This window comes from Roseateles subflavus (assembly GCF_030285365.1).
Taxonomy (GTDB): Bacteria; Pseudomonadota; Gammaproteobacteria; order Burkholderiales; family Burkholderiaceae_C; genus Roseateles_B; species Roseateles_B subflavus.
This window is the reverse complement of record NZ_JASVDS010000004.1, coordinates 227,880-247,268: the sequence shown is the minus strand read 5'-3', so window position 1 is coordinate 247,268 and position 19,389 is coordinate 227,880. Positions and strand designations below refer to the sequence as shown.

Annotated in this window: 14 protein-coding genes; 5 read left to right on the top strand and 9 right to left on the bottom strand. The window is 71.6% G+C overall.

The features are described from left to right. Positions 1–12 precede the first annotated feature (12 nt). The gene (locus QRD43_RS15460; RefSeq protein ID WP_285983398.1) at positions 13–1,461 is read left to right on the top strand and encodes a lipopolysaccharide biosynthesis protein; all 1,449 of its coding nucleotides are present in this window, start codon (positions 13–15) and stop codon (positions 1,459–1,461) included. Further along, positions 1,461–3,155 carry an asparagine synthase-related protein gene (locus QRD43_RS15455; RefSeq protein ID WP_285983397.1) on the top strand — a complete coding sequence of 565 codons (1,695 nt, stop codon included), beginning with the start codon at positions 1,461–1,463 and terminating at the stop codon, positions 3,153–3,155. The genes QRD43_RS15460 and QRD43_RS15455 overlap by 1 nt, the downstream gene beginning before the upstream one ends. A 91-nt stretch (positions 3,156–3,246) precedes the next feature. On the opposite strand, the gene QRD43_RS15450 is transcribed toward QRD43_RS15455, so the two are convergent. The 3 genes from QRD43_RS15450 to QRD43_RS15440 all read right to left on the bottom strand — a co-directional run bounded on the left by QRD43_RS15450 (position 3,247) and on the right by QRD43_RS15440 (position 7,050). Next, on the bottom strand, positions 3,247–4,614 hold the full coding sequence (locus QRD43_RS15450) for a dihydrolipoamide acetyltransferase family protein (RefSeq protein WP_285983396.1): 1,368 nt from the start codon (positions 4,612–4,614) through the stop codon (positions 3,247–3,249). Positions 4,615–4,717: 103 nt separating this feature from the next. Beyond that, complete coding sequence (locus QRD43_RS15445) at positions 4,718–5,722, bottom strand: alpha-ketoacid dehydrogenase subunit beta (RefSeq protein WP_285983636.1); 1,005 nt, start codon at positions 5,720–5,722, stop codon at positions 4,718–4,720. Between the two features lie 56 nt (positions 5,723–5,778). Next, on the bottom strand, positions 5,779–7,050 hold the full coding sequence (locus QRD43_RS15440) for a 3-methyl-2-oxobutanoate dehydrogenase (2-methylpropanoyl-transferring) subunit alpha (RefSeq protein ID WP_285983395.1): 1,272 nt from the start codon (positions 7,048–7,050) through the stop codon (positions 5,779–5,781). 220 nt (positions 7,051–7,270) lie between these two features. On the opposite strand from QRD43_RS15440, the gene QRD43_RS15435 reads away from it, so the two are divergent. The 3 genes from QRD43_RS15435 to QRD43_RS15425 all read left to right on the top strand — a co-directional run bounded on the left by QRD43_RS15435 (position 7,271) and on the right by QRD43_RS15425 (position 11,602). Beyond that, positions 7,271–9,199, top strand: a complete 1,929-nt coding sequence (locus tag QRD43_RS15435) for a bifunctional 2',3'-cyclic-nucleotide 2'-phosphodiesterase/3'-nucleotidase (RefSeq protein WP_285983394.1) — start codon at positions 7,271–7,273, stop codon at positions 9,197–9,199. Positions 9,200–9,300: 101 nt separating this feature from the next. Next, positions 9,301–11,160, top strand: coding sequence for a DUF885 domain-containing protein (locus QRD43_RS15430; protein ID WP_285983393.1), 1,860 nt, complete (start codon positions 9,301–9,303; stop codon positions 11,158–11,160). A gap of 4 nt (positions 11,161–11,164) precedes the next feature. Beyond that, positions 11,165–11,602 (top strand): GNAT family N-acetyltransferase, encoded by a 438-nt coding sequence (locus tag QRD43_RS15425; RefSeq protein ID WP_285983392.1) that lies wholly within the window; start codon positions 11,165–11,167, stop codon positions 11,600–11,602. A gap of 147 nt (positions 11,603–11,749) precedes the next feature. Here QRD43_RS15425 and QRD43_RS15420 read toward each other — a convergent pair whose 3' ends face one another. The 6 genes from QRD43_RS15420 to QRD43_RS15395 all read right to left on the bottom strand — a co-directional run bounded on the left by QRD43_RS15420 (position 11,750) and on the right by QRD43_RS15395 (position 19,389). Next, positions 11,750–13,192, bottom strand: coding sequence for a TolC family protein (locus tag QRD43_RS15420; RefSeq protein WP_285983391.1), 1,443 nt, complete (start codon positions 13,190–13,192; stop codon positions 11,750–11,752). A gap of 15 nt (positions 13,193–13,207) precedes the next feature. Continuing rightward, the gene (locus QRD43_RS15415; RefSeq protein WP_285983390.1) at positions 13,208–15,280 is read right to left on the bottom strand and encodes an ATP-binding cassette domain-containing protein; all 2,073 of its coding nucleotides are present in this window, start codon (positions 15,278–15,280) and stop codon (positions 13,208–13,210) included. Positions 15,281–15,287: 7 nt separating this feature from the next. Beyond that, entirely contained in the window at positions 15,288–16,523 is a 1,236-nt protein-coding gene (locus QRD43_RS15410) for an efflux RND transporter periplasmic adaptor subunit (protein ID WP_285983389.1), read from the bottom strand. Positions 16,524–16,726: 203 nt separating this feature from the next. Next, the gene (locus QRD43_RS15405; RefSeq protein ID WP_285983388.1) at positions 16,727–17,266 is read right to left on the bottom strand and encodes a response regulator transcription factor; all 540 of its coding nucleotides are present in this window, start codon (positions 17,264–17,266) and stop codon (positions 16,727–16,729) included. After that, positions 17,256–18,635: an ATP-binding protein gene (locus QRD43_RS15400; protein WP_285983387.1), complete on the bottom strand. Its 1,380-nt coding sequence runs from the start codon at positions 18,633–18,635 to the stop codon at positions 17,256–17,258. The genes QRD43_RS15405 and QRD43_RS15400 overlap by 11 nt, the downstream gene beginning before the upstream one ends. Beyond that, on the bottom strand, positions 18,619–19,389 hold the full coding sequence (locus QRD43_RS15395) for an SURF1 family protein (RefSeq protein WP_285983386.1): 771 nt from the start codon (positions 19,387–19,389) through the stop codon (positions 18,619–18,621). The genes QRD43_RS15400 and QRD43_RS15395 overlap by 17 nt, the downstream gene beginning before the upstream one ends.

Below are 19,389 nucleotides of genomic sequence, written 5' to 3'. Positions count from 1 at the left end.
CGAACCGCATCGATGCAAGTCCGAGACCGATTCCTCCACGGCCTGAAGTGGTCCGCCATCGGCAAGCTGGGCAGCCAGCTGCTGAGCTGGGCGGCGACGGTCGTGGTGATGCGCCTGCTGCAGACCTCCGACTACGGTCTGATGATGATGACGATGGTCGTCATCACGCTGCTGTCCAACCTCAACGAGTTCGGCTTCGGCTCCGCCCTCGTGCGCGGGGAGACGCTCGACCGCCGCGTGTGCGGCGCGGTCTTCGGCGCCATGCTGTGCGTGGCCACCGCCCTGAACCTGCTGCTGTGGCTCGGCGCCGAACCGCTGGCGCGTTTCTTCAATGACCCGCGCCTGGCGGAACTGCTGCGCCCGGCGGGCCTCATCTTCCTGATCTCGGCGCTCAGCACCGTGCCGGAATCCGTGCTGCGGCGGGAGATGGACTTCAAGGCCATCGCCTATGCCGACGTCGCGTCCGTCATCGCCACCAGCGTCACCTCGCTGGGCCTGGCCTATGCCGGCCACGGGGTCTGGGCCCTGCTCCTGGCCAATCTCGTGGGGGCGGCGGTGCGGACCGTGCTGCTGCACCTGCAGTCGCACACGCGGGTCTGGCCCAATGCCGACTTCCGCCAGCTGCGTCCCCTGCTGAGCTATGGCAGCAACCTCACCGCGAGCCGCTTCACCTGGTGGTTCATGGCGCAGGCCGATGCGCTGATCGGCGGCAAGCTGCTGAGCGCCTCGGCGCTGGGCGTCTATTCGGTGGCGCTGACGCTGGCCTCGCTGCCGCTGCAGAAGTCCATGCAGGTGGTCAACCAGGTGGCCTTCAGCGCCATCGCCCGGCTCAAGAACGCCGGTCAGCCGGTGCAGCCGGAACTGCTCCGGGGCCTGCGCAGCCTGAGCCTGATCTCCCTGCCCGCCTGCGCGCTCCTGGCCCTGCTGGCCGAGCCGCTGGTGCTGCTGGTGAGCGGCTCGCAATGGGCGCCGGCCGCGGTGCCGCTGCAGCTGATGGCGCTGGCCGTGCCCCTGCGTCTGTGCAGCGCCATCCTCGCCACCGCCCTCATCGCGACGGGACATGCCGGCGCCGATTTCAAGAACACGCTCAGCGGGGCCGTCGTCATGCCGGCGGCCTTCCTCGCCGGGGCGTGGTTCGGCGGCACCAACGGGCTGGCCGCCGCGTGGACCGTGGGCGTGCCCCTGGTCTTCCTGATCAATTTCCCCCGAAGCGCCCGCTTGCTAGACTTGCCGCTCGGTGGCGTGCTGGGCACGTTCCGTACCGGCCTGGGCGCCTGCGTGCCGCTCGTGGCCGCCGTCATCGGCGCCGCCCGGCTGGTGCCGGCCGAACCGGTCTGGCAGCTGCTGGCCCCGGGCACGGCCGGGGTCCTGTGCTATGTGCTCGCCCTCCTGGCGATCGACCGCTCCTTCCGCCAGTGGGCCCGAACCCGCCTGGCGGCACGTTTGAACAAGGATTCGTAATGGCGATTTTCTTTGCGGCCGTCGGCGGCAGCCAAGAGGACCTGCAGCGGCTCAAGGCCGCGGCCTCCGCTGCCCTGGGCCGTGAACTGGGCGATGTCCCCCTCCAGTCCGCCGAGGCCCCCGGACTCTTCGCCGTGTGGCACGAGCTGGGCATCTGGGCACCGGTGTCCCACCACCGCCTGGCGGACGGCGCCGTCTCCCTCCTCGCCGGCGAGCCCATCCTGCACCTGGACGGCCACCGGATCTCCCAGGTCGACACCCTGGCCCGCTACGCCGACGGGGCGCTGCCGGCGCTGCTCCAGCAGTCCCATGGCACCTTCTGCGGCGTCCGCCTGGACCTGGCGCAGGCGCGCGTCCACGCCTTCACCGACAAGCTGGGCGTGCGCACGCTCTACACCGGCGAGCATCGCGGCATCCACTTCTTCACGAATGCGCGCTGGCTGCTGCAGGGCCTGGGGAACGTGATCCCGCTGGAGCCGGACCCCCAGGGCGTGATGGAGATCGCCTCCATGGCCTTCCCGCTGGCGGAACGGACGCGCTACCGCGGCATCCGTGCCTGCTACGGAGCCGAGCTGGTGGAGGCCAGCGCCGCCGGCATCACGAAGACGACGTACCACGACTGGCAAGACCTGACCCCGCTGGACGCCACCAGGCCTTATGAGGTCGAGCTCTACGAGACCTTCCTCACGGCTGTGCGCGACCGCCAGGGCGGAGCCGAGGAGCAGACGGCCTTCCTGTCCGGGGGCATGGACTCGCGCCTGATCGCCGCCAGCCTGGCCCACAGCGGCATCCGCCTCAACACGCTCAACTTCGCGCCGAGCGACACCCAGGACCTCACCTTCGGCCGCATGGCCGCGCAGGCACTGGGCGCGCGGCACTTCGAGTTCCCGCTCGGTCCGGACAACTTCGACAGCAAGCAGATCCAGACCATCGACGCATGGAAGGCCAAGGACGGCGGCCGCAACTTCGACCGCCGGATCTGGTCGGGCGACGGCGGCAGCGTGGGCCTCGGGCATGTCTACCTGGACGAGCAGATCGTGCGTCTGGCGGCCGAGCGCCGCTACGACGACGCCGCGGCACTGCTGTGCCGCAAGAGCAAGTGGGGCATCCCCTCGCGCGCGCTGCGCCCGCAGTACCGCGAGCTGGCCCGCCGCGTGCAGTCCGAGGTGGCCGCCGAGATGCGCCGCTGGGACCGCGTGCCCGAGAAGGCGGCCTACCTCTTCCTGATGCTCAACGACCAGCGCCGCCATCTCATCGGGCACTTCGAGACGGTGCACAAGAAGGGATTCGACTTCGCGCTGCCCTTCTTCGACGCCCGCGTCATCGCCAAGGTGCTGGCCGGCCCCAACGAGGACCTGCTGAACCACCGCGTCTACAACCGCATCCTGCTTGCGCTGCCCGGGCCCATCGCCCAGGTGCCGTGGCAGGCCTACCCGGGTCATGATCCGTGCCCCGTCCCCGTGCCGTCCGAGCTGAAGCTGCGCTACCAGTGGGAAGCCTGCTACGACGAGGACGACACCCAGATGCTCAAGGACCGGCACACCGCGCACTGCCTGCGTGCGGCCTTGCGTCCGGGCAGCCCGCTGCTGTCGCGGACGAACCTGCTAGCCGCGTGGGTGCTCACCAAGACCGGCCTGCGGGACCAGTCCTTCTACGGACGCTACGCCGACGCCCTGGAGCAGGCGAACCGCTGACGGCCCCGGCGCCGGAAGCACCAGGGCGGCCCGTGGGCCGCCCTGGTGCTTGGCGGGCCCGCGCGGGCCCTGCCGGCGGGTCGCCGGACGATCAGTCGATGAACAGCGTGGCCGGCGCCTCGAGCTGCGCACGGATCGACTGGATGAACTCGGCCGCATCCTGACCGTCCACCACGCGGTGGTCGAAGGACGAGGACAGGTTCATCAGCAGGCGGGCCACCACCTGGCCGCTCCTGAACATCGGCCGCTCGACGATGCGGTTCACGCCCAGGATGCCGACCTCGGGATGGTTGATCACCGGCGTCGTGACGATGCCGCCCAGCGGCCCGAGGCTGGAGATCGTGAACGTCGAGCCGCTCAGCTCGTCCCGCGTGGCCTTGCCCGTGCGCGCCACCTCGGCCAGGCGCCGGATCTCGGCCGCGCAGCTCCAGAGGTCCAGGGCCTCGGCATGGCGAATCACCGGGACCATCAGGCCCGACGGCGTCTGCGCGGCGATGCCCAGGTGCATGGCCTCGTAGCGGTTGACCACGCCGGCCTCGTCGTCGAAGCGCGCGTTGATCTGCGGGAAGTCGCGCAGCGAGCGGCACACGGCACGCACCAGCAGGGGCAGCACGGTCAGCTTGCCGCGGGTCTTGCCGTGCAGCACATTGAGGCGCTCGCGCAGCGCCTCCAGCTCGGTGACATCCACCTCTTCCACATAGCTGAAGTGCGGGATGCGGCGCTTGCTCTCCTGCATCTTCTCGGCGATCTTGCGGCGCAGGCCCGTGACCTTGCTGGCCTCGATGCCGTCGCCGCGAGGCGAAATGAGGTGGCGCTCGCTGGGGCGCACGGGGGCCGCGGCCGCCACAGCGCCCGGCGCGTTCACAAAGGGCGAGCCACTGCCCGGCTGCAGGCCCTGCGGATGGGCGGCGGCAAAGCCCTCCACATCGGCATGCGTGATGCGGCCGGCGGTGCCGGTGGCGCGCACCTGCGCCAGGTCCACGCCCAGTTCCCAGGCACGGCGACGCACCGAGGGCGAGGCGATGGGGCGGGCGCCCGGCGCTGCCTCGGCGGTGGGCGCATGCACGGGCATCGCCACCACGGCGGGCGCCGGGGCCGCGGCCACCGCCGCCACGGGCGCGGCGGCAGCCTGGGCCGGTGCCGCCACGGGCGCCGGCGCGGGCACGGGAGCAGCGACCGGCGCGGGCGCCGGGGCTGCTGTCTCCACGGGCGCCGCCCCCTCGATCGCGATCTCGATCAGCGCCGAGCCCACGCGCATCACGGTGCCGGCTTCGGCCCCGAGGCGCTGCACGACGCCCTTGACCGGCGACGGGATCTCGACGGTCGCCTTGTCCGTCATCACGTCCGCGACGACCTGGTCCTCGCGCACCACATCACCCGGCTTCACATGCCAGGCCACCAGCTCGACTTCGACGATGCCTTCGCCGATGTCGGGCATCTTGATCGTATGAATGCTCATCAAACCTCCTGCCGGACCGCCCCGAGGCGGTCCTGCTGCGCACAGCGGCGCGATTGCTCACGAGCGACGGCACGACGGCCGTGCAGCTCCATTCGGTGCATGCTCAGGACTCCATGACCCGGCGCAGCGCCGCGGCCACGCGGGCGGGGCCCGGGAAGTAGTCCCATTCCTGGGCATGCGGGTACGGCGTGTCCCAGCCGGCAACGCGCTCGATGGGCGCCTCCAGGTGGTAGAAGCAGTGCTCCTGCACCAGGGCCGAGAGCTCGGCGCCGAAGCCGCTGGTGCGCGTCGCCTCATGCACGATCACGCAGCGGCCGGTCTTCTTCACGGAGGCCACGACCGTCGAGATGTCCAGTGGCCACAGGGCGCGCAGGTCGATGATCTCGGCGTCCAGCCCCGCTTCCTTCGCGGCGGCCTCGGCCACGTAGACCATGGTCCCGTAGGCCAGCACCGTGAGCTGCTGCCCGGGGCGGTACACGGTGGCCTTGTCCAGCGGCAGCGTGTAGTAGCCCTCCGGCACCTGGGCCTTGGGATGGCCGGTCCAGGGCGTGGCCGGGCGGTCGTGGTGACCGTCGAAGGGGCCGTTGTAGAGGCGCTTGGGCTCCAGGAAGATCACCGGGTCGTTGCACTCGATGGCCGCGATCAGCAGGCCCTTGGCGTCGTAGGGGTTGGACGGCATCACCGTGCGCAGGCCGCAGACGTGGGTGAACAGCGCCTCGGGGCTCTGGCTGTGCGTCTGGCCACCGTAGATGCCGCCGCCGCAGGGCATGCGGATGGTCAGCGGGGCCGTGAAGTCGCCGGCCGAGCGGTAGCGCAGGCGCGCGGCCTCGGAGACGATCTGGTCGGAGGCCGGATAGAAGTAGTCCGCGAACTGGATCTCGGCCACGGGGCGCAGGCCATAGGCACCCATGCCCACGGCCACGCCGACGATGCCGCCCTCGGAGATCGGCGCATCGAAGACGCGCTGCGAGCCGTACTTGGCCTGCAGACCGTCGGTGCAGCGGAAGACGCCGCCGAAGTAGCCCACGTCCTGGCCGAAGACGACGACGTCCGGATCGCGGGCCAGCATCACGTCCATGGCCGAGCGCAGGGCCTGGATCATGGTCATGTTGACGGGCTTGCCCAGGACGTCCTGCGCGTCCGCCACGGGGAGTTGTTCAGCCTTCATTGGCGGCCTCCAAACGCTTGGGCCTCGGCCATCTGCTCGCGCAGGTGCTGGGGCATGTCTTCGTACACGTCCTCGAACATGGAGGCGATGCTGGGGATGTGGCCGTCAGCCAGGCTGCCGAAGCTCTCGGCGTGCTTCTGGGCGGCGAGCACCTCGGCTTCGAGTTCCTCCTGCAGGGCGGTGTGCTGCGCCTCGGACCACAGGCCGCGGCGGATCAGGTGCTGCTTCAGGCGGGCGATGGGGTCGCCCAGGGGGAAGCGCGTCCAGTCGTCCGCCGGGCGGTACTTGCTCGGGTCGTCCGAGGTGGAATGCGGGCCGGCGCGGTAGGTCACCCACTCGATCAGCGTCGGGCCCAGGTTGCTGCGGGCGCGCTCGGCGGCCCAGCGCGTCACCGCGTAGACGGCGAGGAAGTCATTGCCGTCCACGCGCAGGGAGGCAATACCTGCCCCCACGCCGCGCGCGGCGAAGGTGGTGCCCTCGCCCCCGGCGATGGCCTGGAAGGTGGAGATGGCCCACTGGTTGTTGACCACGTTGAGGATCACCGGCGCGCGGTAAACGTGGGCGAAGACCAGGGCGTTGTGGAAGTCGCTCTCGGCGGTGGCGCCGTCGCCCACCCAGCCGGAGGCGATGCGGGTGTCACCCTTGATGGCGCTGGCCATGCCCCAGCCCACGGCCTGCACGAACTGCGTGGTCAGGTTGCCGGAGATGGAGAAGAAGCCCGCGCGCTTGATGGAGTACATCACCGGGAGCTGGCGACCCTTGAGCGGGTCCTTCTCGTTCGAGAGCAGCTGGCACATCAGCTCGGACAGCGGCACGTCGTCCCGTCCGACCAGCAGGCTCTGCTGGCGGTAGGTGGGGAAGCACATGTCGCCCGTTTCCAGGGCCAGACCATGGGCGCTGCCGATGGCCTCCTCGCCCAGGCTCTGCATGTAGAAGCTCAGCTTCTTCTGGCGCTGGGCGATGAGCATGCGTCCGTCGAAGACGCGTGTCTTCATCATCGTGCGCAGGCCGCGCAGCAGCTGCGCCTCGGTGAGTTCGGGGGCCCAGGGGCCGCGCGCCTCGCCGTCCTGGTCCAGGACGCGGATCAGCTTGTGCGCCATGTCGCCGGTGTCCACCGGGGCCACGTCGACGGGCGGCCGGGGCACCTCGCCCGCCGCGCTGATCTTGAGATAGGAAAAGTCGGTGTGGCAGCCGGGCCGCCCTGTGGGCTCCGGCACGTGCAAGCGCAACGGTGCGCGCACGACACCGGGCTCGTTCTTGTCGCTCATACATCGCTCCCGCATGGTGATGCCATGCAGAAATCCAGGCCGTTGGCGCCTGCCGGGTCAGGCGGCGCCACCCACACCGGCGGCGCTGGGATCGCCAGGCACCGGTGCGCCCGGGCAGGGTACCGCATCCGGCCCGGCAATTCCCATGATCCAGGCCATGAATCAGGGAAAGCCTGACGCGCAGGCCGCTCCCGGACGCCGGCTGCGATACGCTCGCCGGATGCAAGAACGACGACCGATTCCCCGGCTGCACCGCAGCCTCCTCGCACTCGCGGGCCTGGCCCTCGGGACCGCCCTGCAGGCCCAGACGCTGCGCCTGCGGGTGATGGAGACCAGCGACCTGCACATGAATCTCCTGGCCTACGACTACTACCAGGACCAGCCGAGCGACGCCCAGGGCCTCTCCCGCGTGGCGACGCTCATCGCCCAGGCCCGCGCGGAGCAGCCCAATCACCTGCTGATCGACAACGGCGACCTGATCCAGGGCTCGCCGATGGGGGACGTGGCCGCACGGCAGGGTCTCGCGCAGGGGCGCCATCCCGCGCTGCAGGCGCTGCGCCTGCTGGGCTACGACGCCGCCAACATCGGCAACCACGAGTTCAACTTCGGCCTGCCCTTTCTTCGTCAGGCCTACGCCGAGGCCGGCTTCCCGGTGATCAGCAGCAATCTGCGCGAGGCCGGCAGCCGCCGCCCGGTGTTCGCGCCGCATGCCCTGCTGGAGCGCGAGTTCCGGGACGATGCGGGCCGGCCGCAGCGCCTGCGCATCGGCCTCGTGGGTGTGCTGCCGCCGCAGATCCTGCAGTGGGACCGGCAGCATCTGCAGGGCCGGGTGGTCGTCGAGGACATGGTCGCGGCGGCCCGGCGGGAGATCCGCTGGCTGCGGCAGGCCGGGGCCGACGTCGTGATCGCCGTCGCCCACACCGGCTACGACGCCGCCCCGCAGCCCGAGGGCGCCGAGAACCGCGCGGGCGAGCTCGCGCAGCTGCCCGGGCTGGATGCCCTGCTGCTGGGCCACGCGCATGCCGAGTTTCCGGGCCCGGCCTTTGCCCGCCATGGCGGCGCCGACGTCGCCCGGGGCCGCATCCACGGTGTGCCGGCCGTGATGCCCGGCAGCTGGGGCAGCCACCTGGGCGTGATCGACCTGACCCTTGAGCAGCGCCGCGGGCGCTGGCAGGTGGCGGACAGCCGCAGCAGCCTGCGCGCGATCCGCGATGCGCAGAAGCGCCTATCGCTGGCCGCGCCGGACAGCGCGCTGGAGGCCCTGCTGCAGCCCGCGCACCAGGCGACGCTGGACCTCATCCGCCAGACCGTGGCCGAGGCGCCGCGGCCGCTGCACAGCTATTTCGACCTCGTCCAGCCCTCGGCGGCGCTGGCGCTCGTGGCCCGCGCCCAGCGCCAGTACGCCCGCGAGGCCTTGCGCGGCACGCGCTGGCAAGACCTGCCCCTCCTGAGCGCTGCCGCGCCCTTCCGCAGCGGCGGCCGGCAGGGCTGGCGCAGCTATGTGGACATCGCCCCGGGGCCGATGTCGGTCAAGCACGTGAGCGAGCTCTACCCCTACCCCAACACCGTGAAGGTGCTGCAGCTCAGCGGCGCGGAACTGCGGGAATGGCTGGAGCGCTCGGCGGCGCAGTTCCGTCGGATCGAGCCCGGCACGGACGCGCCGCAGGCGCTGATCGACGAGGCCCACCCGACGTTCAACTACGACGTGATCCTGGGCCTCGACTACGAGTTCGATCTCAGCCAGCCGGCACGCTACGGCCCCGATGGGCGGCGCGTGGCGGACGTGAACACGAACCGCGTCACGGCGCTGCGCCACCGCGGCGAGCCGGTGCGGGACGAGCAGCGCTTCCTGCTCGTCACCAACAGCTACCGGGCCAGCGGCGGCGGCAGCTTCCCGGCCGCGGGCCCGGCGCGCGTGGTGCTGGATGCGCCTGACGAGAACCGCGAGGCCCTGCAACGCCTGCTGCAGGCCGGCCGGGGCTTCGACGTCGAGCCGGACGAGGGCCGCTGGGCGCTGCAGGTGCCGCCCGGCAGCCGCGTGCAGTTCCGCAGCAGCCCGGCCGCCCGCCGGCTGCTGACGCAGGACGCCCGCATCCGATGGCTGCGCGACGATCCCGAGGGCTTCGCGCTGTACGAACTTCGCCCCTGAGCCCGCCGGACTGGGGCAGGAACCGAGGGGCAGCCGGCGCGCGGGGCGCTATGCTGCCGCACCGCGTCCGACCGGGGCGCCCGATCTCCAGAAAGCTCATCATGCGCGCTGATTCGCCTGCCCACTTCTCCCTCTCCTGGTCCCGCCTGGGCGCCCGGCTCGGCCTGCAGCTCGGCACGCTGAGCGCGGCACTGGCGCTGGCCTGGGCCCCGCCCGCGCTGGCAGCGGCCCAGTTGCCTGCGCCCGCCCGCCCTGCCCCGGCCGCCACGGCGGCCGCGCCCGCTCAGCAGGCGGCCGACCGCGCCTTCGACCGCCTGGCCCACCAGTTCATCGAAGCCCTGTGGAAGCTGGACCCCGACGCCGCGCTGGCCGCCGGCCGCTATGACGGCGCCGCCCGCCTGCCGGCCCCGACCGCCGCCAGCCGCGACAAGGCGCTGGCCTTCGCGCAGCAGTGGCAGGCGCACTTCGCGACCGTCCAGCCCGAGCGGCTCTCCGACCGCGCCCGCACCGATCTCGTGCTGCTGCAGAACAAGCTGGCCGCCGACGCCTGGTACCTCCAGACGCTGCGCGAGTTCGCCTGGAACCCGTCGAACTACAACGTGGCCGGCGCGATGGACCTGATCCTGAACACCGAGTACGCCCCCCGCGCCCAGCGCCTCAAGGCCCTGCTCGCCCGCCTGAAGGCCGTGCCCGCGTACTACGAGGCGGCCTATGCGAGCCTCGACACGCCCACGCGCGAGCACACGCAGCTCGCCGTGAGCCAGATCGACGGCACGCTGGCCGTGTTCGACGAGATCGAGAAGGCCGCCCAGGCCGAGCGCAAGTTGGCGGCGGCGGATCGCCACGCCTTCGCGCCGGCCCTCGCGGCCGCACGGACGGCGGTCAAGCAGTACCAGCAGCGTCTCAAGGGCCTGGACGAGCAGCTCGCCGCCAGCGGCAAGGCCCGCAGCTTCCGCCTCGGCCGCGAGCTGTACGAGCGCAAGTTCCAGCTGGACATCCAGTCCGCCAGCACCGCCGAGCAGACCTACCAGAAGGCCCTGGCCACGCGCGAGCAGCTGCTCGCGAAGATGGACGAGCTGGCCGACCAGCTCTGGACGCAGACCCAGGGCGACGCCTCGAAGCCGGCCGACCGCCTCGAGAAGATCGACCGCGTCATCAAGACGCTGTCCGTGAAGCACGTGAAGGCCGAGAACTTCCTGGCCGAGATCCGCCAGCAGATTCCCCAGCTCCAGGCCTTCCTGCAGCAGAAGGACCTGCTCACCATCGACCCGAAGAAGCCCCTGCAGGTGCGCGAGACGCCGGTCTACCAGCGCGGCGTGGCCGGCGCCAGCATCGAGGCGCCCGGCCCCTACCGCCCGCAGGACCGCACCTACTACAACGTCACGCCGCTGGATGACCTCAAGCCCGAGCAGGCCGAGAGCACGCTGCGCGAGTACAACCACTGGATCCTGCAGATCCTGAACATCCACGAGGCCATCCCGGGCCACTACACGCAGCTGATCCACGCCAACAAGTCGCCCTCGCTCGTGAAGGCGCTGTTCGGCAACGGCGCGATGATCGAAGGCTGGGCGGTCTACGGCGAGCGCATGATGCTCGAGGCCGGCTACGGCGACCATGCGCCCGAGATGTGGCTCATGTACTGCAAGTGGAACCTGCGCAGCGTCACCAACACCCTCCTCGACTACAGCGTGCACGTGCTGGGCATGACGCAGGACGAGGCCCTGGCACTGCTCACGCACAAGGCCTTCCAGACCGAGCAGGAAGCCCGCGAGAAGTGGCGCCGCGTGCAGCTGACCTCGGTGCAGCTCACCAGCTACTTCAGCGGCTACAGCGAGATCATGGCCCTGCGCGAGGCGCGCCGGAAGCAGCTGGGCGACCGCTTCGAGCTCAAGGCCTTCCACGACCAGTTCCTGAGCTACGGCAGCGCGCCGGTGGCGGTGATCCGCGAGCTCATGCACTGAGCCCGTGGCAGGCTTGATCCGCGAGGCCTCGGCGTCGGACCTCCCGGCGATGGCCGGCCTGCTCGGGCAGCTGGGCTACCCGGTCACGGCCGCCGAGCTGGCGGCCCGCTTCGCGCGGCTGGCGGCGCGCGCGGACCACGTGCTGCTGGTGAGCGAGAGCGATGTCGGTCTGACGGGCCTGTGCCATCTGCAGCAGATCCCGCTGATCGCCAGCGACGGTTATGTGGAGGTGCACGCCTTGGTCGTGGATGCGTCGCACCGTCGACGTGGCTGGGGGCGCCGGCTGCTGCAGGAGGCCGAACGGCGGTCCCGGGCCCTGGGCGCCACGCGCCTGCGCTTGCGTTCCGGTGTGCATCGCGAGGAGGCGCACCGCTTCTACCGTGACCTGGGCGATGCCCAGCGGCGCGCCAGCCTCGCCTTCGAGCGCGACCTGCAGGCCTGAGCCCGGCGTCCACAGCTTCTGTGGACAACTCTGGGGACGGCCCTTGGAGCGCGTGCGACAGCCCCGATGCCTACGGGGCTGCGCCTAGGCTGCTGCAAGATGAGGCACGGCACCGGTCAGTGCCGGCGCCCACGGCCTCAGCCCGCATCAGCCTGCCGACGCCCCACCCAGCGCGCGATACAGCGCCGCCTGGTTCAGCCAGCCCTGCAGCTGCAGTTGCAGCAGCGATTGCTGCGCCTCCAGCAGCGCCACGCGCGCCTGCAGCCAGTCGTTGCGGCCGATGGCGCCCACCTCCAGGCGCAGGGCGGCCAGGCGCTCGTTCTCGCGGGCCTCGGCCACGCGCCGGGCCTGGGCGTCGGTCTGGCGCTGCAGCTTCTCGCGCTGCGTCCACTGGCCCTCGGCATCCACCAGCGCCTTGTGGACGGTGTCGCGCAGGCTGAGCGCGGCCTGCTCCAGCCCCGTGCGGGCGCCCTCGCGCTCGTAGTTCAGCCGCCGCCAGTCGATGAGCGGCACCAGCAGCGACGAGCTCAGGTTCAGCACCGGCTGGCTGAGCCAGTCGCGGACCTGCGAGCCGCCGGTGCCGATCGAGCCGGTGAAGCTCAGGCTCGGGTAGCGGCTGGCCTCCGCCACCGCCAGCCCCGCCAGCGCGGCGTCCACCTGCAGGCGCGCCTTCTGCACATCGGGTCGCGCGCCCAGCACCTGCGCCGGGGAGCCCAGCGCCCAGGCGGGCGGCGCGGCGTCCGGCAGGCGCCCCGGCGGATGCGCGTCGGCAGCCTGCTCCAGCTGGTCCAGCAGCAGGGCCCGCTGCTGCGACTGCAGCTGCGTCTCGGCATCGAGGTCCGCCAGGCGGTGCTGCGCCGACAGGACGGACTGCGCGGCGCGGTCCACCTCCACCGGCAGCAGCTTGCCCTCGCGGACCCGCAGCTTGACGATGCGCAGCAGCTCCTCGGCAGCCTCCAGCTGCGCCTGCGCCAGCGGGCGCAGGCGGGCCTGGGCGCCGAGCGTCCAGTAGATCTCGGCCGCACGGGCCTCGATCACCACGCGGGCGGCGGCGATGTCGGCCTGCACCTGCTCACGCTGCGCCACGAGACCCCGGTCCCGCGCGGCGAGCCGGCCCCAGAGGTCCGGCTCGTAGCTCGCCGAGAGCGAGGCGCTGTAGCTGTGGTTCCAGCCCACGCGCGTTTCCACCGGCACCTGCACGCCCCCCACATTGACCGAGCGGCTCGAACCGCCGGACTCCAGCGGGCGGTTGGCCGAGCTGCTCAGCGAGGCCGACGGCTGCAGGCGCAGGCCCTGCTGCGCGAGCTGGCGCTCGGCGTCCTTGAAGCGCAGCGCCGCCAGGGCGAGGTCGCGGTTGCGAGCCAGGGCTTCGCGCTGGAAGGCCTGCAGCTCGGGGTCGAGCGCGCCGGCCCAGGCCTGCGGCCGCGCCTCCGCCTGGGCGCCGTGCTGCCATTGCTCGGGCAGGCGGGGCTCGGCGGGGCGCTGCAGCTCACCGGTGGCCGCGCAGCCGCCCAGCACAAGCAGGGTCAGCGCGGCCAGGCTCAGCGCGGAGCGCCGCATGCCGTGCGTCGTCATCTTGATCTTCTTCATCTCGGAATCCTCCACTCACTCACGCGCCAGCGCGTCGACCGGGCTCAGCGCCGCCGCGCGGCGGGCCGGCAGTGTGCCGAACAGCAGGCCGATGCCACCCGAGACCGCAAAGGCCAGGGCCACTGCCTTGCCGCTGACGTCCAGCGTCACCTTGTCCTGCACCGCATTCGCGCCCTGGGCCGCGAGCCAGGACAGCGCCAGCCCCGCGAGCCCGCCGAGGCAGCACAGCATCACGGCCTCGATCAGGAACTGCATGCGCACATCGCTCTGCCGCGCCCCGACCGCCATGCGGATGCCGATCTCCCGCGTGCGCTCCGACACCGAGACCAGCATGATGTTCATGACCCCCACGCCCCCCACGAGCAGGGCGATCGCCCCGACGCCCGTGAAGATGGCGGCGATGATGCCCATCACCTGCTGCACCTGGCGGAACATGGCATCGCCGTTCCACAGGCCGAAGTCCTGCTGCCCGTGCAGGGCCTTGAGGCGGTGCCTCACCTGGGCCTCGATGTGCGCCGGGTCATGCCCCTTGGCCACCATCACGCGGAAGCTGCTCACCGACGGGCGCGCATCGATCTTGCTCAGGTAGGTGCTGACCGGCAGGTACAGCGTGGCCGAGCGGCCGTCGTCCCCGTCGCCATCGCGCTTCTCCTTGAGGATGCCGATGACCTGCACCGGCAGCGCCGCGCCGATGGGCACGGCGGCCGCCCCGCCGGGCATGCCGGCCTCGGCGGCGCCGGGGGTCGTGTCGATCAGCATGGTCGAGCCCAGGGCCGAGGCCCGGCCCTTGAACAGGTCCTGCCACAGCCGGTGGCTGAGGACCACGACCTGCGCACGGGCCTGAAGATCCGCGCTGGTGAAATCACGGCCCAGGGCCAGCGTCATCTGGTTGCTCTTGAGCGTGTCCGTCGTGGCGGCGAGGGTCTGGCCGTTGACCTGCTGCGTGCCCTGGCGCAGGCCGCCCATCATGCGGCGCTCGCCCTGCACGTCCTGCACGCCGTCGATGGCGCGGATGGCCTCCAGCTCGTAGGGCCGGAAGTCCCGCGGCAAGGCACCGGGCGGCAGCTTGCTCGCGTCGGACCAGACCCACAGCTTGCTCGCCACCGCGGCCCCGAGGTTGCCCTCGATGCCCTGGCGTGCCGCGTCCCCCAGCGCCGCCGTGCAGACGACGGCCGTGATGCCGATGCAGATGCCCAGCATCGAGAGGCTGGAGCGCAGCCGGTTGGCATAGAGCGCGCCGAGGGCCGAGCCGAGCGCCTCGCGCAGCTGCCCGCGCCAGTGCGCCCAGAAGCTGCCCGGGCCGGACGCCATCGCCAGCGCCGCCTGCGGCACCGCATGGCCGGCGGGCGTGCCGCTGTCGCGCAGCACGTGGCCGTCGGAGAGCTCGATCACGCGTCGGGCGTGCGCCGCCACCTTCGCGTCATGGGTCACGAGGATGATGGTGTGGCCGGCCGCATGCAGGGCATCGAGCTGGCGCAGCATCTCCTGGCCGCTGGCGGAATCCAGCGCGCCGGTGGGCTCGTCGGCCAGGATGATCTGCCCGCCGTTCATCAGCGCCCGCGCGATGCTCACGCGCTGCTGCTGCCCGCCCGAAAGCTCGTTGGGCTTGTGGTGCATGCGCTCGCCGAGGCCCAGCTCCGCCAGCAGCGTCGCGGCACGGCCCATGCGCTGGCCGGTGCTCACGCCGGCATACACCGCGGGCAGCGAGGCGTTGGCCTGCGCATCCATGCCCGGCAGCAGGTGGTAGCGCTGGAAGATGAAGCCGAAGCGCTCGCGGCGCAGGGCCGCCAGCTCGTCCGCATCCAGCTCGCTCGCGTCCTGCCCATCGATCAGGAACAGGCCCTCGCTCGGGTTGTCCAGGCACCCGAGGATGTTCATGAGCGTGCTTTTGCCCGAGCCGGACTGCCCGATGATGGCAACGTACTCACCCGCCTCGATGCGCAGGCTCACGCCCTGCAGCGCGGGCACGATCACGGCGGCGGGGTCGTCCTCGCGGCCCATCACGTAGCGGCGCGCCACGCCGCGCAGCTCGATGAGCGGCGGCCCCTTGCCCGCGTCCCGCCGGACGCCTTGGTGTGCGGTGCTCATGGCGGCCTCAGTCGATGACGACGCCGAAGTCGCTGTCACCGGCCTTCTTGGCCACGGGCGCCAGCAGCAGCTTCTCGCCCGGCTTCACGCCTTCGAGCACCTGCGCCTTGCCACCGTCCTGCAGGCCGATGCGCACCTTGCGGGTCTCGGGCTTGTGCTTGGGATCGTTCTCGCTGCCGGCCTGGTAGAGCTGCACGTCGTAGCGGCCCTGCGCATCGCGCTCGCCCAGCGCGACCATCGGCAGCGTGGGCACCTGCTTGGCGCTGCCCGTCTCGATGTTGACCTGCACGGTCATGTCGGAGAGCAGGCTGCGGTCCTTGTTGTCCACCTCGAAAAGCACGTTGTAGTAGACCGCGTTGCCCATGCGCTCGGGCACCGGCTGGATCACGCGGACCCGGCCCTCGTACTGCCGCCCCTCGCCGGACAGCGTCGAGAACTTCGCCACCTGACCCACCTTCACCGAGGACACATCGGCCTCGGGCACGCGGGCGCGGACGGTGATGGTGTCCAGCTGTGCCAGCGCGACCATCACGGGCGTGATCTGCACGGCGATGACGGTCTGGCCGGCCTGCACGGGGATGTTGACCACGGTGCCGTCCATGGGCGCGGTGATGCGGGTGTAGCCCAGGTTGAGCTGGCGCTTGGCGAGGTCCGCCTGCAGGCGCTGCATGCTGGCCTGCTGGCCGCGGAAGTCCGCCTGGAGCTTGTCCAGCTGCCCCTGCGCGTTCTCGGCCTCCTGGCCCGCGGTGGCGCTGCCGGCGAGCAGGCGCTGCTGGCGCTGCACCTCGCGCTGGGCGAGCTCGATGTCCACCCTCATGCGCTCGAGCTGCGCCTTCTGCTGCGCCACGGCGGCCTCGGCCTGCGCCAGGTCGCTGCGGGCGATCTCGGGATCCAGGCTCACCAGCAGGTCGCCCTTCTTGACGTTCTGGCCGAGCTCCACATGCAGCGTCTGCACCTGCCCGCTGACCTGCGCGCCCACGTCCACCTTGGTACGGGCCTGCAGGATGCCGGAGGCCTGCACGACCTGCGTGATGTCCGCCAGCTTCACCTCACCCACCGGCGGCGTGGCCGGCGGCTTGGGCGGATGCGTCAGGCGCCAGCCGCCCCCGACGAGGACCAGCACCCCGATCACGATCAGCGTCGTGCGCCAGCGGCGCCAGCGCGAGCGGCCGCGCTTGAGCCGGGTGGGTTCGGGGGTGGCTGCCTGCGTGCCCGGCACGCGCTCTTGACTCGATTCGCTCACGATCGCTCCCGTCGTTCTTGTCGGTAGGCTCGTCGGCCCCGACATGGGCCGTCCGATGTGGGCGGGAGTCTAGCGGCGGAACGAAGCGGCACCGGGTGCCGGAAGGCAGGGGCGAGACGAGCGGTCGGAACGGTGGGTCGAGCGGGCCGGCGGATGGGATGAACGGGAAGCAGGCCCGAGGAGGCAAGACCTGGCCCCGCCCCTCACTTCACCCGCTGCTTCTCCAGCTTGCGCGCCAGCGTCCGCCGATGCATGCCCAGGCGGCGGGCGGTCTCGGAGATGTTGAAGCCGGTCTCGGCCAGGGTCTCGTGGATGCGCTCCCACTCCAGGGTCTTGATGGACGTGGTGCGCTCGGTGAGCTCGACCTCGACATCACCTTCGGCCTTGTCGAAGGCGGCCTCGATGTCGTCGGTGTTGGCGGGCTTGGCCAGGTAGTGGCGGGCACCCAGCTTGATGGCCTCGACGGCCGTGGCGATGCTGGCGTAGCCGGTCAGGACCACGATCACCATGGACTCGTCGTGCGCATGCAGGGCCTGCACGCAGGCGAGGCCGGAGTCGCCGCCGGCCAGCTTGAGGTCGACCACCGCGAAGCCCGGGCGGTGCTCGGCGAGGTGCGCCTGGACCTCGGCCAGGTGGGCCGCGCGCAGCACGCGGTAGCCGCGCCGCTCGAAGGAGCGGATCAGGGTGCGGGCGAAGCTGTCGTCGTCCTCGACGATCAGCAGCAGGCGGTCTTCAGCGTCCACGCTTGGACTCCGGATGTCGTTGGGCGGCGCTCGCGCGCCGCACGCTCAGGCTGGACAGGGGCAGGCGCATGGCCACTTCGGCGCCGCCCTCCCAGCGGTTGCGGGCCTCGATCTTGCCACCGAGGCTGCGCGCCACGTTGACCGACAGGAACAGCCCCAGGCCGCCACCGGGCTTGCCCTTGCTGCTCTGGTAGGGCTTGCCGAAGCGCTCCAGCATCTCGGGGGCAAAACCTGGCCCCTCGTCGAGCACGGTGAGGGCCAGGACCTCGCCGTCCTGCTCCAGTGCCGCGCGCAGCGTGATCTCGCCGTCCGGGCGGGCCTCGAGGGCGTTGTCCAGCACGTTGTCGACCATCTGGCGCAGCGCGAAGTCCGAGTACATCGGCACATCCGGCAGGTCCCCGGCCTCGAAATGCAGCGCCCGGGCCGGGCGCGTGCGGCGCCACTGCGTCACGAGCTCTTCCAGGAAGGCATGCAGATGCGTCTGTGCCGGGGCCTCGCCGCGGGCCTCGCCGGCCGACAGCAGGATGCCGCTGACGATGGTCTTGCAGCGCTTGAGCTGCAACTGCATCTCCTCGATCTCCTCGCGCAGCTCGGGGTCGCCCGCGAACGGCGCCATGCGGGCCCAGTCGCCCAAGATCACCGACAGCGTGGCCAGCGGCGTCCCGAGCTCATGTGCGGCGCCCGAGGCCAGCAGGCCCATGCGCACGATGTGCTCCTCTTCCGCCGCGCGCTGGCGCAGCTTGGCCAGGCTTGCGTCCCGCTGGCGCAGGTTGCGCACGATCCGGTGCATGAAGACGACCAGCAGCACCGCGTTGAGCAGGAAGCACAGCAGCAGGCCGCCCACAAAGTGCACCGAGAGCGCCGGCACGTCCACGTCCGGCAGCGCCACGGGGCGGTAGACATGCGTGAGCGTCATGAAGCTCACGCTCGCGATGAAGACCATGGCCCAGATGTAGGCCGGGCGCAGCAGCACCGTGCCCACCGCGATCTGCAGCAGGAAGAGGAAGCAGAAGGGATTGGTGATGCCGCCGCTGTAGTAGAGCTGGCCGCTGAGCACCGCGACGTCGATCAGCACGCCGCCGAACAGCGCGCCGTTGCTCACGTCCCGCCCGCTGCGGCTGTGCAGCCAGCTCGCCAGGTTGAAGAGGGCCAGCGCGCCCAGCAGCGTCAGCATCTCCGCCAGTGGCAGGCGGATGGCGAGCAGGAAGTGGACCGTGAGGATGGTGGCCAGCTGCCCGGCCACGGCCAGCCAGCGCAGCTGGATCAGCTGCAGCAGATTGCGCCGCCCGGCCAGCGCCTCCGAGGCGCGGCCGGCCGCACCGAGGTGCGCGACCTCGGCCTGCTCCTGCGCTTCAAGCGTCTGGTTCAAGGGCTGCCGCTCCGGGGACTTGGCGCCGCTCGTAGCGCCACACAAACACCACCGCCGCCGACACCATGGCCGCCAGGGCCAGCCACGTCAGGGCGTACAGGAGGTGATTGTTGCTGAAAGCCAGGACGGTCAGCCCGGCGCGGGGCCACTGCCCTTCTGCGCCTTCGCTGGCGTCGATGAAGAAGGGCGCGACCTCGCCGGCGAGCCCGCGCGCCGCCGCGATGGCCGGCACGTCCCGCGAGTACCAGCGCCCTGCCCCCGCGTCGTTGTGCTGCCAGAGCCGCCCCTCGGGCTCGCTCAGGCGCAGCAGGCCCTCCAGCGTGAGTTCGCCGGCCACAGGTGCATGCGCTTCCGGCGAGCGGTGCGCGGCGTCCACGAAGCCGCGGTTGACCAGCACCCAGCGGCCGTCCGGCGTCTGCAGCGGCGTGAGGACCCACCAGCCGGTGCCCAGCACGGTGCTGGCCTGCACCAGCGTCTCCCGGGTGGGGTCGAAGCGGCCGCTCACGCGGACACGCTGGTACTCGTGGGTGTCGCGCCGCACCTGCGGCCAGTCCTGCACGGGCGGCAGCGGCTGCGGCGCGCCCGCCTGGCTCGCGGCCACGCGGGCGATGAGCGCCTCCTTCCAGGCCAGACGCTGGCACTGCCAGGTGGCCAGGGCGAGGAAGACGGCGACCAGAACGGCACCGCCCAGCGTCACCGCCAGCAGGCGCCAGGAGGGGCGACGGGAGGCAGCGAGGCGGGGCGGAGGCGTCAT